We start from the raw sequence: 18,200 nt of genomic DNA on the forward strand, positions 1-18,200 counted from the left end.
TTACATCATCGTTGAGTAACTTAAATGTATACAGAACAGGAAGGTAAGAAGACGAGCGATAAAGGCAACTACATAGTTAATTGCGTTAGATTGATGAAGACAGAGATTATTGCTAAAACGCCCAACCCAAGCTCAACTATTTATCACAGGCAAGAGATGTCCGACGGTCTATTTTGGATACGCATTGTTACATTTTGTGAACATTTGTTTCTTGTTTTACATTTCGTGGTTGCTGTTATCTTATTTTAGTTTTCATCAACGCATCTGCTTTTAAAGGTAATTTCATGTTTAAAATGCAGTTTTTCCTACTTTGTCAACTTTCCGTTTAAATTATGTCACAGCGTGCTCGTCTATACGATACTTCTAGTTACATTTAATGTCATAAACACAACTTTTTATTTTACTTTTAATAAATAATGAATTCATTGTTTGGTAACTTGAGTCTATTAAATTACGCAAAACGAACCCTTAAAACTTATGATTAGAGCGTTTTTTGTTCTAAACGTTGCTTATCTGTGTTTTTATGTTGTTGTTTTGTTTTTTTATTGAAACGTTGGTTTTTTTATGGTTAAAATTGCGCAAATTAAAATTACTAACATTTTACATTTGTGTGTATTTTGGTGAGGAGTTGGTTGGTTGAATAGGATTTCTGTAAAGCTTGGCGTAAGTTGTGTACTGCTTATTGGCATATTCGTTTACTTTGTTCATAGTTATTTGTTCTCACCTTTAGCAGAATACAAGAATGTTGAGTTGAGAAACTTAGAGCAAAAAGTCGAAATTACTACTGATGAGTATGGCATTCCTGCTATTTCAGCTAACTCTGAGCATGATTTGTATTTTGCTATGGGATATCTTCATGCGCAGGAGCGCTTGTGGCAATTAGAGCTTCAACGACGCCTTAGCAAAGGCACATTGAGTGAGGTATTTGGCAAAAGCTCCGTTGCTTACGATGCGTGGATCAGAACTCTAAATCTTCATGGCGCCGCAGAGTCTGCGTTGAAATCGCTGTCTCCAGAAGCGGTAGCTTCTCTGCATTCCTATAGTTTGGGCATCAACGCTTTTCTAAACAGTAATACGCCTTTGCCATTTGAATTCGAGTTGTTTGGAGTTGAGCCTGAACCTTGGCAGCCTGTTGACTCTTTAGCCTGGGTTAAGGTGTTTGCGCTGAATCTTAGTGGGAATTATAAGCAAGAAATTCAACGCCTAGTTGCCAGACAGTATATGGGAGCTGAACATGTCGGTGCCTTTTTCCCATTAGATCCTCAAGTAACAACGGAACAAACAGTGCAGGCGAACATCGCTTCTTTATCTGCCCTATTAAATGCACATTTAGAAATGGAACAACAAGTTAAAGTTGGTGGTCGTTATGTCGGAAGTAATGCTTGGGTTGTGTCAGGCAAGCATACTAAATCTGGCCATCCAATATTGGCTAATGATCCTCACTTAGGGTTGCAGATCCCGTCCTTATGGTTTGCTGTAAAACAACAGATAAACGAGCACGAAGTTGCAGGAGCTTCGCTGGTGGGTCTACCTGTGGTGGTATTTGGAAAAAATCGCCATATCGCATGGGGTGGAACCAACATGATGGCGGATGTGCAGGATTTAACGGTAGAAAAAGTGAATCCAGAGAATCCGAACCAATACTGGTATCAAGGACAGTGGCGTGACTTTGCGATGCGCGTTGATGAAATTAAGGTGCGCTCAAGTTTCCCTACTTCATTGACACCAGAGCTAAAGCCTGTGCAGATACGTGTCAAAGAAACCATTCATGGACCTGTTATTAGCAGCGCAGCCGAGGTTGCCAAGTCGCCAGTGAGTTTACAGTGGACCGCTCTTCAAAATCACGACTCGAGCTACGAAACTTTTTATAGATTAAATAAAGCGACAAATTGGCAATCATTTTTATCAGCGGTAGAACATCATGTCGCGCCAGCTTTGAACCTGTTTTATATCGATTCGCAAGGCAACATTGGCTTCAAAGGAATCGGTTTAATTCCAGTCAGAGAAACGGGGGATGGTCGCTATCCCCAAGCCAGATCGGATATTGATAACAACTGGAAATCGTTTATTCCATTCTCACAGATGCCAGAAAAGTTTAATCCAGAATCGGGTTTCTTGGTCAATGCCAATAATGCAAACGTGAGTGATGATTACCCTTTTCCTATCTCTCATGAATTTGCCCCAACGGCCAGAGCAGATCGAATTGAACAGCTTATTCAAACGCAGATTGATCAAAATAAGCCACTTTCCTTGGATTATATCAGCGCAATGCAGCTGGATGCTTTGGATTTGTCAGTCGCTGAGTTGCGTAACGTTATGCTGACTTTGCAAGGAAAAAACCAGCAACAAATTCAGGCTCTTAAGCAGCTACAAGAGTGGGATATGCAAGCAACAGTCAACAGTACCGGCGCTACGGTTTATTACACTTGGTATCATCACTTGTCTCGCTATCTACTAGCCGATGAAACCAAAGGTTATTGGGATCAAGGTAGTGAACAAAATTTTCTGTCCTCTTTGCCAGCTTTGCTAGAAGCAGATGTATTAGCAGAGCTGTTGGCCAAGCAGTCGGTCTGGTGTGATATTGCTCAAACTGAGGTGGTTGAAGACTGTCGAACAATACTGGAATCATCATTAGAAAAAGCGATCGATGATTTAACACGTGTGTTAGGAAATAACCCTGAAGATTGGCAGCTTTCTCACGCTCAGACGACCTTGTATAAGCACATTCCGTTCAGTGAGATGAAGTTCTTTGACCGAATTTTTGAACGTCGAATCGCAACTTATGGAGCCCCTAATACGGTTAATGCAGCAGGTACGGCATTCGATAGCTTAGATGGTTTTGAAAAAAATTTTGGTGCAGGCTTTAGGCAAATTATAGAAATGTCTAAACATCAGCAGACGCACCTTTTCATTAATTCCACAGGCCAATCCGGGCAGCTCGCAAGCGAACATTACGACAACATGATAGAGCGATTTGAGCAAAATCAGTTAATTGAGTTGCACAAATCGAGTGTTGTGCATCAGTTTCAAATGCTTCCGAAGGGGAAACTGTAATGGGTTTATTACGCTTATTTTCTAATGCAGCCCCCAATCACGTTTACTTTTCCATGTTAATGGGAGTGTTTGCTGGTATCAGCTACTCAGCGCTTATCCCGTTGGTCATGGCGAGCATTACGCCTGCTGATCCTTTATTTCCGCAGCAAGCAGATATCAAACAGACGTTTTTGGGTTTTGAGGTTTCGAATTATCCAATGGCAGGTGTCTATCTGACTGTGTGCTTATTAATTCTTTTAACGCGTAGCCTATCAGAAATACTACTACTTCATGTTGGTGCGAAAGTGGCGAGCAAGATCAGGGTTAACTTTTATGAACGTATCAGTAAAGCACCACTTTCTGCTGTTGAACAAATAGGTTCCGCTAAACTAATTGCTGCAATCAACTTGGATGTGCCTCGTATTGTTATGGGAGCCAGATTGATCCCAGCCATGTTTGTAAACATTATTACCTTGTTTGGCATGTTAGGGTTCTTGCTTTATTTAAATCCAGATGTTTTCAAGCTGGTGCTAATGTCAATTGCTGCGGGTGTAGTGATCTATCAGTTGCCGATGATGTTAGGAAGAAAGATATTCGAGCGCAATCGAGAGATCAACGACACGCTGCAGGAGTCTATTCGGGGATTAATATACGGTAGCAAAGAGCTGAAATTAGATAAGGCCAAACAACAGCGTTACTATGAACAGGTTTTACTTGAGCATGAACAACGATTAGTTCGCTCAGAGTCATTCGGATACACAGTGACCCGTTCAACAGTCAGTTTGGGGGATTTATTGTGCTTCTTCGTTATTGGCAGTATCACTTTTATTGCTGTCAATTATTACAGTATTGGAAAAGATGAGCTCGTTGGTGTCGTTATGGCACTGCTATACATTACCACTCCGATCGCAATAGTGTTGAACTCTATTCCAAGCTTGACTATAGCGTCAGTATCACACCGCAAAGTCCACAAGTTGTTGAAAGGTATGCCTCAAGAGGATGCTAAAGATGAGGTTCATGCAATAACACCGTGGTCAACCATGAAGTTGGATTCGGTTAAGTATCATTATGACACCGGAAACGGTGAAAAAGGATTTGCAATCGGTCCAATCAATCTCGAGATAAAGCGGGGCGAAGTGATGTTCATTATCGGCGGGAATGGGTCTGGTAAATCAACACTGAGTAAATTAATCACGCAGCATTATCTCCCTTCGTCGGGTCAGGTTTTATTTGATAATGAGCGAGTATCGGCAGAAAACATTACCAGTTATCGCAATGAAATTTACTCTATCTACTCTAGTTTTTACCTTTTTGATCAGTTGCTCATAGACATTGATCAGCAAACGGAAGCATTGATAAATCAGTATTTAAAAGACTTCCGCCTAGACCAAAAGGTGTCTATACAGAATGGGCATTTTTCTACTACTCAACTTTCCGATGGTCAACGTAAGCGTCTTGCGCTGCTTGTCGGTTTTCTCGATAACAAAGGACTTTACCTGTTTGATGAGTGGGCCGCTGATCAAGATCCTGATTTTAAACATATTTTCTACACTAAAATTTTGCCGGAGTTAAAAGCTAAAAATAAAGCTGTCGTGGTTATTAGTCATGATGATCGATATTTCTACTGCGCCGATAAGGTCGTAAAAATGAACAGTGGAGAGCTTCATCATCTAACCAAAGAAGAGCATTTGACGTTTGATGTATCACAGCTCAATACCCCATCAAAAAACAAGAATCCAGTGGTGACGTTATGACACACGAAAGAGTGCCTCTGACTTTATCTCAACGAGATATTTTCTTTGATCAACTAAACCAAATGCATAGTCCCATCTATAACATCGGCGGCTATATTCGCTGTCAATCTATTGATGTGGATAGACTAAAAGAAGCGCATGCAAAATTAGTGAAAGAGCATGAATCTTTTGGACTGCGTATCATTGAAGAGCAGGGCGATGTGGTTCAGTACATTGCATCAACAAAAAATACCGAACTGCCTTATATTGACTTTCGTTCGGAACTGGCGCCACAAGCTTCGGCAGAGCAATGGCTGGAAAACTGTTTTAAAACGGTATTGCCAATTTTTGACTCGCAACTTTGCTTTGGCTATTTGCTACAAATTTCAGATCAAGAGTTTTGGTACGTTGGTCTTAGCCATCATTTGGCTATGGATGGTTGGGGATTTCTCAACTGGTCCTTTAAACTCGCGGAACTATACAACAACATAAATAGCGGGTGTGATGATGGGCTATCGTATGCAGAAATGTCTGATGCCGATCAAGAATACTTGTCGAGTAACCGTTATTTGCGAGATCGCGAGTTTTGGCAGCAACAAAATGTTATCACTGAGAATCGGCTACTTTCACCACAGTACCACGGTTCGGCGTCTTGCCAGCACCAGGCGGCAACGAGTACCAGGTATAGACATCAACTAGACCGCAGTTGGTTTGAACAATGCGAATCATTGTGTTCGCGGTTTCGCATCGGCATGCCGCAATTTATGATGTCACTGTTGTCATTTTATTTCTCTGGTTTGACAAATCAGCAGCATCTTGTGCTAGGTGTACCAGCTCACAATCGTAAAAACTTCAGACAAAAAAAGACCCTAGGCGTATTTACCAGCATGACGCCAGTACCTGTTGAAATAGAATCTGAAGATACATTCTTATCGTTATCTAAGCGTATTGGCGGATATCAAAAAACTTGCTTTCGTCATCAAAAGTTCCCAAATAGCGATATGTACCGTTTATTTGAAACAGACCACTCTTTTTATGATTTGAGTTTTAATTACCTTAAATTTGATTATCAAGAATTACAGTTTGATGGCGCCGCAGCAAAGGTGATTTACCAAACTTCAGGAGTTGAAAAAACCCCTCTTACTGTGACCATTTGGGATGGTGGAGATGAGCAAATTGAGTTACAGCTTGATTACAATCATGCCTATTTCTCTGCCCCTGAAATCGAGCTGCTAGCCAGTCGCCTGAACTTTCTTATGCAGTATTTTACCGAAGTGAGCAATTGGGATAAGCCGTTATCTCAGTGCGCACTAGTGACACCTAATGAGGCGTCCAACCTGGTTAATGCTTGCAATCTAGATGCGCTACCCTTATCAGGATTACAGCTACACCAACATTTTGAGCGGGTAGCAGAATCATCACCAGAAGCTATCGCAATATCTCACCATGGAAAGCAATATAGTTACCAATTAATCAATGGGCTAGCTAATAAATTAGCGAATTTACTAAGTGCAAAATTCTCCTCTGGAGAGGAAGAATCGATTGTTGGAATATGCCAAAACCGTGGCGTAGATATGGTGATTAGCATATTGGCGGTATTTAAGGCCGGGATGAGTTATGTGCCACTAGATCCGACCTACCCACAAGATAGGATCGACGCGATTTTGGCTGATGCAAAGCCGATGTTGGTATTGTGCCACGCGAGTACAAAACAAAAAATAACCAAAAAATGTTTAGTGATCGACGGCTTGAGTGAGCAAAAACTATCAATCTTATCTGACTACTCATCAGCTCATACGCCAGCGAACAATGCAAGCCTCAATTCATTGGCTTATTTAATTTATACATCCGGCTCGACAGGGGTTCCCAAAGGCGTCGCGATTGAACATGGCAACGCCAGTGCAATGGTTGACTGGGCAGTGCAACAGTTTAGCAATGATGAACTTAGCAAGGTGTTGTTTAGCACATCATTAAACTTTGATCTGTCCATTTTTGAGATGTTTGCGCCGTTGAGTGTTGGTGGTTGTATCGAAGTTGTAGACAATGCATTGGCACTGAATACTTCTATGTCAGATATCACGCTGATTAATACCGTGCCCTCTGCAATTAAAGCGCTATTGGCGAATAACGCTATCCCATCCTCAGTGAAAGTGATCAACTTGGCAGGTGAAGCACTGCAAGGTGAGGTCGTTAATAGCATATTTGCTCAGACTCAGGTTAGCAAAGTCTACAATTTGTATGGGCCTTCAGAGGATACAACTTACTCTACCGTCGCTTTGTTTACGCAGCCACTTAGTGATGAACCTCACATTGGGAAAGTGATCCCCAATAGTCAGGGATATGTTTTAAATTCAGCACTTCAACTATTACCTGAAGGAGCTGCAGGGGAGTTGTACTTAGCTGGTAAAGGTGTGGCGAGAGGGTATTTAAACAAACCTGAACTTACCGAGCAGAGTTTTTTACCTAATCCATTTGTATCACTGTCTGGCAGTCCAACATTATACAAAACTGGTGACTTGGTGCGTCTTAGAAAAAATGGTGTGCTTGAGTATCTGGGACGTATTGACGATCAAGTTAAGATCAGAGGTCATCGTATTGAGTTAGGTGAAGTTCAGGCTCATTTGCAGCAACATCAGATGGTGAGAAGCAACGTAGTTATTGCTAAAGAAGTTGCTGGTAGCAAACAGCTTGTGGCTTATATTCAAAGTGTTGAACCAGCTATCGACGAACAGGTGATGATAACAGAGATCAAATCGTCACTTGAACATTCGCTACCAAGTTACATGATCCCAAGCTTTTTTATCTTTGTGGAGCTTTGGCCGTTAACGGCAAATGGCAAGATAAATAAGCAACGATTGCCGGCACCACAGCTAACTCAAAACGCTGAAAACTACTTACCACCACAATCAGAAAATGAACGTTATTTGGTGACCTTGTGGGCTGAATTACTGGAACTACAGCCACAGTTAATTAGTGTCGACGCAGACTTTTTTACATTAGGCGGACATTCGATTTTAGCAATGCGTCTAGTGTCAGAGATACGTCAACAGCTTAATCTCGAAGTGGGTATTTCAAGTGTGTTTTCACACTCAAAATTATCTGACTTGGCTTCGTACCTTGATGGTCTCGAACCTATCTCAACAATACCGCAGATAACCCCCATTTATGGTAGTCAGCCTTATTATGTGACTTCTTCTGCGCAACATCGACTTTGGTTACTCGATAGCATGCAAGAGGGGAGTCGCGAGTACAATATGTGCAAAGCCTTTGTTGTGACGGGGCAGTTGTGTCTGCATGCATTACGTCAAGCGCTAACCACGATAATCGCACGTCATTCGGTGCTAAGAACGGTGTATCAAGAAGTCGATGGTGTCGCCATGCAGCGTGTTCAAAGTATGGATGCGTTAGAGGTGGAAATCGTAGAGCATACGCTAGATGTTGATGATGAACATGAAAAGAAAGAAGCGCTTCGCCTACTGCTTTCTGAACTATCCAATCATTGTTTTGACTTGTCTAACGAATTGATGATCAAAGTAGATTACGTACACCTGTTAACAGATCAAGGTGTGCTGCACTTCAATGTTCATCATATTGCAGCAGATGGTTGGTCAATTGAAATATTAATTGATGAGCTTACCACCTGTTATCAAGCTTATTTACAAGGAGAGGAGCCCAACTTACTACCATTACCTGTTCAGTATGTTGATTATGCCCAGTGGCAGCGGGATCACCTAGCAGAGCATTTGCTAGATGAGCAACTACAGTATTGGAAGCAGCAGCTGCGTGGCATCCCCAGTGAACACAGTTTACCTCTTAAGCAAACAAGACCGAATGTACGCTGCTTTATTGGTGAAACGGTGAAGGCTCGTGGTGGTGAAGTGCTGGCTAATAGTGTTGTGCAACTAGCGAAACAGCAGCGATTAACATCGTACATGCTCCTTCACAGTGCTTTGGCTCTGGTACTTGCTAGGTTTAGCAATACGAACGATATCATTATTGGTACACCAATTACACAGCGTCCTCACAAAACACTCGAATCGCTCATTGGCTTTTTTATTAATACCATGGTGTTGCGTGTAAACACGCAACATACTTCCGTCGCTAGCTACTTACAACACGTTAAGCAAACACTGCTTGATGCACAAGCCAACAAAGATGTTCCATTTGAGTATTTAGTTGAGCAACTTAATGTGGCTCGAGCGCAGTCTCATTCACCGTTATTTCAAATCATGCTTACTACCAACGACAACTTTGGTGTTAATCGCGACCATTCAATTGAGTCTCTGCGATTGGGCGAGGCAAGTTTGGAGCCATATTGTGCGGAAGTGAATGCGATTAAGTTTGATCTAGAATTTAATGTACAACTTTCAAACCAGCATATTGAAATAACTGCAAATTTCGATGCAGATATTTTTGAACCTATGCTAATTGAACAGATTTGTACCAGCACGCTTGAGACGTTGGCGGAGTTAACCCGTGAGCAAACTCATTTAACCGAGCTATCGACCAAAGATTTGCGAGTGATTTCGGCAGAGCAACAGCAAAAACTACTGCACATAAGTCAAGGTCAGCAGATTGCCATTCAGCAAAGCGATCATTTTGTCACTTTGTTTGAACAGCAAGTTAACTGTCACCCTAATAAAGCGGCTGTTTATTGTGGGCAAGAGTCAATCACTTATGCTGAATTAAACAGTAGAGCCTCTAAATTAGCAGCTTATCTAATTGAAGAATATCAGCTAAAACCGGAATCTTTGGTCGCGCTTTACATGCCTCGTTCAATAGAAATGATTATTGCTTTATTGGCAGTGGTTAAAGCCGGAGGGGCTTTCATACCAATAGACGTTAATTATCCGCATGATAGAGTCAACATGATTCTTGAAGATGCTCAGCCAACAGTGACACTGGTAGAGCATGGCAACTTTGCAGAACCCCCACTCGACTTTGTTACACTTTCAGTGGCTGCTGCCGAGAGTTACTGTCGCAATTATGCCCCTGATAGTTTGCTTCCCGTGCGCCATTCGTTGGACGATCTCGCTTATGTGATTTACACCTCAGGTACAACGGGTCGTCCTAAAGGAGTCATGGTTGAACATCGCGGCTTAACTAACATAGTAAAAGACACGGCAGCGTTTTTGGACTTCAATTCACAAAACTGCTTTTATCAGTCTACTGCTTTTGGTTTTGATGCTGCGATCTTAGTGATTGCGGTCCCTTTGACCGTCGGGGGGACATTACAGCTGGCAAGTAGTATGGATTTCCAACAAGAGTTAAGAGCCACGGATAGGGTTTCACATATCCTCATGACTCCATCAATGCTTGATAGCTTGAATCCTGAACAATTACCTCATATCACGCATGTTATGGCGGGTGGTGAAGCATGTTCTCCTGAATTGAGTAAAGTTTGGCTTGCAGCAGGTAAGCAATTTTTCAATGGCTATGGCCCAACGGAAACATCGATTTGTAGCACGGTGCAACGGGCTAAGGAAGGTTGCTTGTTAACCATTGGTCGCCCCGTTGCGAACACCCAAGCTGTGGTGCTGGGTAATGCTCATGAATTACTGCCGATAGGCTGTATTGGAGAACTTTATATTGGCGGTGTTGGACTTGCGCGAGGCTATCTAAACCTTCCTGAGTTGACAGCTGAACGCTTTATTACTCCACCGTTTGTACAGTCTGAACCAACGCAAAAAACGCAGTTGTTCTATAGAACAGGAGATCGCGTTCGTTACCTTAACAATGGTGAAATAGAGTTTCTGGGACGTTTGGATGATCAGATCAAACTAAGAGGGTTCCGTATCGAGCTGGCTGAGATCCAGACACGAATTCTCCAGCATCCACAAATTGAGTCGTGTTTGGTCACTTTAAAGACGCTAGGCAACGTTGAGCAACTCATCGCTTACTGCCAACTTAATGCCAGTGAGCATTCACAAGTGGTGATTTTCGAAGAAGTAAAATCCAGCTTAAAAGTAAGTTTGCCAGAGTACATGCTGCCCTCTGCATTTATTGCTATTGAAAGTTGGCCGTTAAGCAGCAATGGGAAAATCGATAAGGCACTACTTCCGGTACCTGAAAAGCTGGCTTTAGATCAAAACGTTGTAGCACCGGTGACTGAAACAGAGCACATGTTATGTGAAATATGTGCACAGTTACTGGGTCGACCAAAGGAGCAGATCTGCGTCGTCACTAACTTTTTCGAGTTAGGAGGACATTCACTGCTGATGCTGAAGTTGAAGACACAGATAGAGTCTACCTTTGCTATCACTCTTACATTTAAAGACGTTGCTGATGAAGAAACAATTCAAGCGATCGCTAGCCTCATAGATATCAAAATGATGCAGTCGCAGTTAGCAAGCAACAACGAAGTTTCAAATCACGAAGTCGAAGTCATGGATTGGTAAAATGAACAAACTTGAAATAAGAAGGCTGATTACTCAGTTATATCAGTCAGGGATCGTATTGTCTGTTGTTGATGGTAAGTTGCGAAGTGAAGCGCCTCCTGAAGCGATTACAAATGAAATTAAGTCACTGATAATTAATAATAAAGAGGCGCTTGTTTGTTACCTTTCTGAGCAGCAGAACGAAATCAACAATACCGTGCGGGCAAAAGTCACACGGTATACTGAAGCGGTTTCTGAGTTCGCGTTAACACCGACTCAAAAACAATTTTGGTTTGTCGATAAGCTTAACAACGGTAGTGCGCATTATAACTTAGTAGGTGCGTTGCGCGTCGAAGGCACTTTTATTATTTCTGTCGCAGAGCAAGCTTTTCAGCATGTTATTCAACGTCATGAACCCTTAAGAACTCATTTCAATTTACGCGATGAACAGGTTACACAAACCGTGTCGGATGTAGATTGGAATTTAGCCTACTACGACCTTACTTCTTTGCCACAGGAACAACAACAAAGCAAAGTGGCGGAGCTGCGAAGTAGCGAAGTTGAATATCAATTTGATTTGCAACAAGCCCCCTTATTTCGAGCAAGCTTTGTAAAGCTTACTGATACCGAAGGTGTGTTGCTGTGTAACCTTCACCATATTGCTGGTGATGGTTGGTCGGTTCACATTTTATTGAGTGAATTCTTACAGATTTACTCAGATTTAATCGCAAATAGGCCAGTAAGCTTAGAAGAATTGCCACTCCGTTACAGTGACTATGCCAGGTTCGTTGAACAACAGGCTGATGACGAACGTTATCAAGCACAGTTGTCTTATTGGCAAACTCAGTTGGAAAATTTACCAACAGTTCATGACTTTCCACTCGACTTTCCTAGACCTGCAAGCCAGCAATTTGAGGGGGCGGTAGTTAGTGCTGAGATTAGCCAAGAGATGAGCGAAGCATTAACAGCTTTGGCGAGTAAAAACGGGTGTTCCTTATTCGTATTACTTCACGCCGCGTTTAGTGTTCTACTTCATAAATATACAGGTAACAACGACATTGTGGTCGGTACCCCATTCGCTAATCGCGAGCAAGCAGAGTTGGAATCTTTGATAGGCTTATTTATCAATACATTAGTATTGAGAACGGACTGTCAGGAAGAAATGACCTTCAGTGAGTTTGTAAGCCAAGTCAAAGAGGTGAATTTACAAGCTCAGTCGAATAGCTCTGTCACTTTTGCACATTTACTCGATTCCCTAAAAGTGAATCGAGATACTGCATTTCCTCCGCTGTTTCAAATCATGTTTAGTATGGATAACACGCAGCAAAGTGATTTGGCTAACGCTGAGTTTTCCTTAATTGCACTAGAAGAACAGCAAGTAAAAACTAAGGTCGAAATTACCCTAAATGCCACACCAACAGAGAATGGTATCGTGTTACGTTGTGAATACAATTCGGGGCTATTTAAACGTGACACCGTCCAGCAGTTGCTTCGCCATTATGTGCACTTGTTGTCACAAATCTTGTCTCAATCTGGCAAAACAATTGCTCAATTGCAACTTATGTCGGCGCAAGAGCAGCGTGAACTTATTCAAGAAATGGCGGGGCAACAAGTTGCGTATCCAAATGCGATGCCGTTACAGCACCAAATAGACAGTATTGCCAAGCAATTTCCAGAGCGTACAGCACTGGTTTTCGAGGATAAATTGGTCTGTTATGCCGAGTTGCAAGCGCAAGCGAACCGGTTAGCACATTATCTACGCAATCAAGGAGTGACTTCTGGAACTGCTGTAGGGATTGTTGTTGAACGCTCTGTTGACATGGTAGTGGCGATGCTTGCCACGCTAAAAGCTGGAGCGCATTATGTGCCTGTTGACCCCGCGTACCCGTTAAACCGAATTAATTACGTGCTTGAGCATGCTCAAGTGAAAATGGTTTTGGCTTCAAACTTAACGGCTCCCTTGTTGCCAATTCGGCATGGCCTTAACGTCACAAAGTTACATGATGGGACATTCAACGGCGCTAGTTTATATACCGACTCAATACCTGAGAACGATGCTCAAAAGCCTACTGATCTTGCATATATGATTTACACGTCTGGCTCGACAGGCAAGCCTAAAGGAGTCATGGTATCTCATCAAAACGTGCAGAACTTTTTCGCGGCACTAGATGAAAAGTTTCTACAAACCGCACAACCAAGTCGTTGGTTGGCGGTAACGAGTATCAGTTTTGATATTTCGGTATTGGAGTTGCTTTGGAATTTAAGCCGAGGCAATGAAGTCGTATTAATGCCAGATAGGCCCGCACCAGTTGCAGCTAGCACTAACAACGAAGCGCTTGAATTTAGTCTGTTTTATTTTGCAGCAGAAGAAGCTAAAGCCGCAGGAACCAAATATGACCTGCTGCTTGGCGGAGCGGAGTTTGCTGACCAAAATGATTTAGCCGCGGTGTGGGTGCCTGAGCGTCACTTTTCTAATTTTGGAGATCAGTTTCCAAACCCATCTGTAGCAGCAGCAGCTGTCGCTGCCATCACCAAAAATATCAAAGTTCGTTCCGGCAGTGTGGTGTTGCCTCTACATGATGTGATCCGAGTTGCCGAAGAATGGTCAATGGTTGATAACTTGTCCAAAGGCCGAGTTGAGATGTCATTGGCGTCTGGCTGGCACCCTAATGACTTTGTGTTGATGCCGAGTGATTACGAACAACGGCACGCCAAAATGAATCGACAGATCGAACAGCTGCATCAGTTATGGCAGGGTGGCACCATTTCAAGAGTCAATGGGGTTGGTAAGGAGATTGCGGTAAAAGTACATCCAACCCCCGTTCAAGACACACTAACGACTTGGATCACGGCAGCTGGGTCTCCTCATACATTTGAGTTGGCTGGAAAATCCGGCGCAAACGTACTGACTCACTTACTTGGTCAAACTCCCGAAGCTTTAGCTGAAAAAATAGCGGTGTATCGCGAAGCGAGAAAGTCTGTAGGTTTAGACCCTGATGGCGGAAAAGTAGCCTTGATGCTTCACACCTTTATGGGGGCTGATGCGGAGCAAGTTCGCAATATAGTTGAACAACCGTTTAAAAAATATCTCGAACATTCAATTAATTTGTTGGCCCCGATGGCAAAAGAAGCGGGGTTAGATATTGAGAATGACCGAGATACTATTATCGAAATGGGATTCCAGCGCTTTTATCAATCAAGCGGCTTGTTTGGCACGCCAGAACATTGCATGAGTTTGCTGAAAGCCGTTCATGCAATAGGCGTTAATGAAATCGCTTGTTTGATAGACTTCGGTATTGATACTGAAACCGTGATTACCCATCTACCGTTTATCTGTGAAGTCAAAGCACAGTTTGCGCAATATGTTGCACAGCAACAGCTGTTACGACAAACACTCAGTCGAGAATGGGATCCACAGCAAGCCATCCTAAGTAACAAGGTCACTCACTTGCAGTGTACACCGTCATTTTTAACAGGTTGGGAGCAAACTGCAGCAGGTCAACAGGCGTTGGCGCAGTTAGAGGTGTTGTGTGTTGGTGGAGAAGCTTTGCCTGCGGCGATGGTACAGCGAGTACTTCCGATACTTGGTGGTGCCATGTACAACATGTATGGACCAACGGAGACCACGGTTTGGTCAGCGATCCGACAGGTAACAGAACGCGACATCAATATCGGTGGGGTGGTCGCCAATACTCAGTGTTATGTCGTTGATAAGCATCAGCAGCTAGTCCCAAAAGGTGTTATCGGAGAACTAGTCATTGGTGGCGATGGGGTAACGCAAGGTTATTACCAAAGGCCAGATCTCACTGCTGAACGTTTTATTAACTTGAATTTTGTGGCCGGTAGTGCTGGCAGGAGTTATCGAACCGGTGATTATGTACGCTATCTGGGACGCGATAAGTTTCAATTTGTTGGCCGTCAAGATGAGCAAGTAAAGGTTAATGGCTTCAGAATCGAATTAGGAGAAATTGAAGTTTTCCTGACCAATTTAGCTTTGGTCCATCATGCGGTTGTAGTTGTGCAAGGAGATAATGAGAGTAGTCAGCTGGTTGCTTATGTTACGCCGCAACCTCAAACTCCTAAAGCTACTCTTGACGCCACCTATTTACAGCAAGCGACTCAGGCTGCTTTACCTGCTTATATGGTACCGACGCACTTTGTGGTGATGGATCAGTTACCGTTAACGCCAAATGGTAAGGTCGATAAAAAGGCACTACCTGCACTTGATGACACACGCGCAGCCATTGAATTTGCATTACCGCAAGGTGAAGTAGAAAGCCAGCTTGCACAAATTTGGATGCAAGTGTTGGATAAGCAAATAGAGATATCTAGATATGATGACTTTTTCCAGCTTGGTGGTCACTCCTTATTGGCGATCAGTTTGCAGGGAAAAATTCACAAGCAATTTGCTATACGTCTAGGAATGGAAGCGCTGTTTACGCATTCAACTCTTGAGAAAATGGCGGCAAAAATATGCTCTACGGATCAACAACCTTCACTGCCTCCACTTAATCCAGAAGATACACCAGAGTTTGTACAAGCTTCTATTAACCAGCAAAGTCTGTGGCTATCAGAGCGAGTAAATAATGCCAATGGGCTGTATAACATGGTGTCTTTAGTTCACATTGAAGGCGATGTGGACACTGACCGCTTATTGAAGGCATTGAGGTTGGTAGAGGGTAAGCACGAAGCGTTTAGAACCTATTTTACTGAGCAACAAGGCCGTATTTTGTTGCATGCGAAAGCACAAATGGTTTCAGATTTGCCATTTTTTGATCTATCGACTCAAACACCAGAGCAACAGCAAAGGCATTTGCAGCACCAAAGTGAACGCATGATGCAGCATAAATTTGATATGTATCAAGGGCCGCTATGGATGGTTGAGCTTTATCAGCTCAATGCTCAACATTACACGCTACTGCTTAATATTCACCATATCGTTATAGATGGTTGGTCAAAGCGTCTGTGGCTGGAGGATATTCAGAATACTTATACCGAATTGGCGCAGCATTCAGAACCAGCGGTGGCTCCTAAATCGGGCGTTCAATACCGTGATTTTGCACACTGGCAACGAGAACTCATTGATTCAGGAGCGATTGATAGCCAGCTCAAATACTGGCAAAACAAACTAACGGGGATTTCTGGATTTAGTAACTTGCCCGTCGACTTTACCTACCCTGAAAAACAAACCTTTGTTGGTGCGAAGCAGGAATTTGTAATAGACGAAAAGTTATTCGCAAATGTTAAGGCGTTAGCTGCCGAACAGGGGCTGTCTACTTATATGCTGATGCTCAGTGTCTACAACGTATTGTTGGCAATGGAAACTGGAACCTCCGATGTAGTTATCGGAACCGATGTATCGGGGCGTATTCATCAAGATGTAGAGGATGTTATCGGCTTCTTCACCAACCAAATCGTACTGCGTAACCAGCTACAGTTTGCTCGGAGCATTGAAGACAACCTTGCCGCGATTAAACAAAGCACGATAGAAGCGTTTGCCAATCAGGATGTGCCTTTTGATCACTTAGTTAGAAAACTAGGCATTCCAAGAAATGCTAAATACTCACCCCTTTTCCAAGCGAAACTGTTTATGGACCATGCACCTAACTATCAACGAGCGGAGTCCGGCTGGAATATGTATGTGGAAGAGTTGGAAAATCAACCGGCAAGATGCGAATTGACGCTAGGGATTATTGAGTACCCTGAAAAGCTACAGGCGATGTTTGTCTACAACACGGCGTTGTTTAACCAACACACAGCGGCTAGATTAGCGGCGCGTTTCACTGCCATTTTGACACTACTCGGCACTAAGAAAACACCAACACTGCAGTCTATTTGTGATCAGGTCATTGAACAAGAAAAGCAAAAACAACAGCGTAATAAGTCTGAGTTGTTAAATAAGAGCGTGAAAAAAATTAGACGTCGAGAAGCAAAAAATTTGGCGTGAGTCGATACCGAATAAGGAAAATTGGAGAAGTTTACTATGAGTGCAGAAGTGTTAAAAACTGTGCAAAAAAGCGGTCTTCGACCTATTAAAGGTAGAGAGCGAAAAGCGATAAGTCAGTCTTTGGTTCCGCAATCGTTTGCTGAGGGAGTCCTTCCATGTCTGATAAAGCAATCAACGCCGGCCGTTGATATACACAGCTGGCTTGCTCAAAACCACACGTTAGTGCAAGAAAAGCTCATTGAACATGGTGCTATTTTGTTTCGTGGCTTTGAATTAGATAGTGCCGAGAAAGTACAGCGCTTTGCTGAGCAAGTGATGTCATCTATTCATAAGCAAAATACAGAACACCGGCCAGTAGATGACAGCGGTATAGTACAGGTTCCTGTTGAGTATCCTAGTCGTAAATTTTTGCTTTGGCATAACGAGAATACTTTCAACTATGAGTGGCCAAAAAAAGCGATTTTTGCTTGTCATACACCGGCTCAATCTGGAGGACAAACACCACTTGTAGATTCTCGAATTATTTATCAACAGCTCGCTCCTGAAATTCGTCAGCAGTTTATCGAGAAAGGCGTGATGTATGTGCGTCGGTATGGCAGTGAAAATACCATTGGCTTGAGCTGGAAAACCATCTTTAAAACTGACAGCAAAGAAGAAGTGGAACGTCAATGTGCCGCACAAAGAATGGAATTTGAGTGGGAAGAGAATGACACCTTAGTAACCAAAGCACGTCGTCCAGCGGTATGGCAGCACCCAATTTCAGGTGAATGGAGTTGGATCAACCAAGCACAACATTTCCACTTTTCGTGTCTATCTGATGATGCACAAAAAGCCTTATTACAGCTCCATCCAGATGGCCGTTTTCCTCGTCATTGCTTTTTTGGTGATGGTAGTGAGATCCCTGCCGAAGTAATGCTCAACATTCTCGACTTGTACCAGCAAAACCAAGTGATTTTTGATTGGCAGAAAGGCGACTTGGCCTTGGTTGACAATATCCTGGCCGCGCATGCTCGAAGCGCATACGAGGGAGAGAGAAAAATATTGGTTTGCTTTGGCGAACTTACCAGCTTTGATAGCACTTTGGAAAGTAAGCGATAAGATTAGGATTTC

5 protein-coding genes are annotated in these 18,200 nt (G+C 42.9%); all 5 read left to right on the top strand.

The genetic code is table 11. The features are described 5' to 3' along the window. The first annotated feature begins 636 nt into the window (after positions 1–636). Genes ACSLBF_RS02640 through ACSLBF_RS02660 form a run of 5 tightly spaced genes read left to right on the top strand, consistent with a single transcriptional unit; the run spans position 637 to position 18,188 of the window. Positions 637–3,054: a penicillin acylase family protein gene (locus ACSLBF_RS02640; RefSeq protein ID WP_440055074.1), complete on the top strand. Its 2,418-nt coding sequence runs from the start codon at positions 637–639 to the stop codon at positions 3,052–3,054. After that, the gene (locus ACSLBF_RS02645) at positions 3,054–4,787 is read left to right on the top strand and encodes a cyclic peptide export ABC transporter (protein WP_440055075.1); all 1,734 of its coding nucleotides are present in this window, start codon (positions 3,054–3,056) and stop codon (positions 4,785–4,787) included. The genes ACSLBF_RS02640 and ACSLBF_RS02645 overlap by 1 nt, the downstream gene beginning before the upstream one ends. After that, positions 4,784–11,164, top strand: coding sequence for an amino acid adenylation domain-containing protein (locus tag ACSLBF_RS02650; protein ID WP_440055076.1), 6,381 nt, complete (start codon positions 4,784–4,786; stop codon positions 11,162–11,164). The genes ACSLBF_RS02645 and ACSLBF_RS02650 overlap by 4 nt, the downstream gene beginning before the upstream one ends. Position 11,165: 1 nt before the next feature. Beyond that, on the top strand, positions 11,166–17,090 hold the full coding sequence (locus tag ACSLBF_RS02655) for a MupA/Atu3671 family FMN-dependent luciferase-like monooxygenase (protein ID WP_440055077.1): 5,925 nt from the start codon (positions 11,166–11,168) through the stop codon (positions 17,088–17,090). 36 nt (positions 17,091–17,126) lie between these two features. After that, on the top strand, positions 17,127–18,188 hold the full coding sequence (locus ACSLBF_RS02660; protein ID WP_440055078.1) for a TauD/TfdA family dioxygenase: 1,062 nt from the start codon (positions 17,127–17,129) through the stop codon (positions 18,186–18,188). The last annotated feature ends 12 nt before the right edge of the window (positions 18,189–18,200 follow it).

Source organism: Pseudoalteromonas sp. T1lg65 (genome assembly GCF_051930985.1).
Lineage (GTDB): Bacteria > Pseudomonadota > Gammaproteobacteria > Enterobacterales > Alteromonadaceae > Pseudoalteromonas.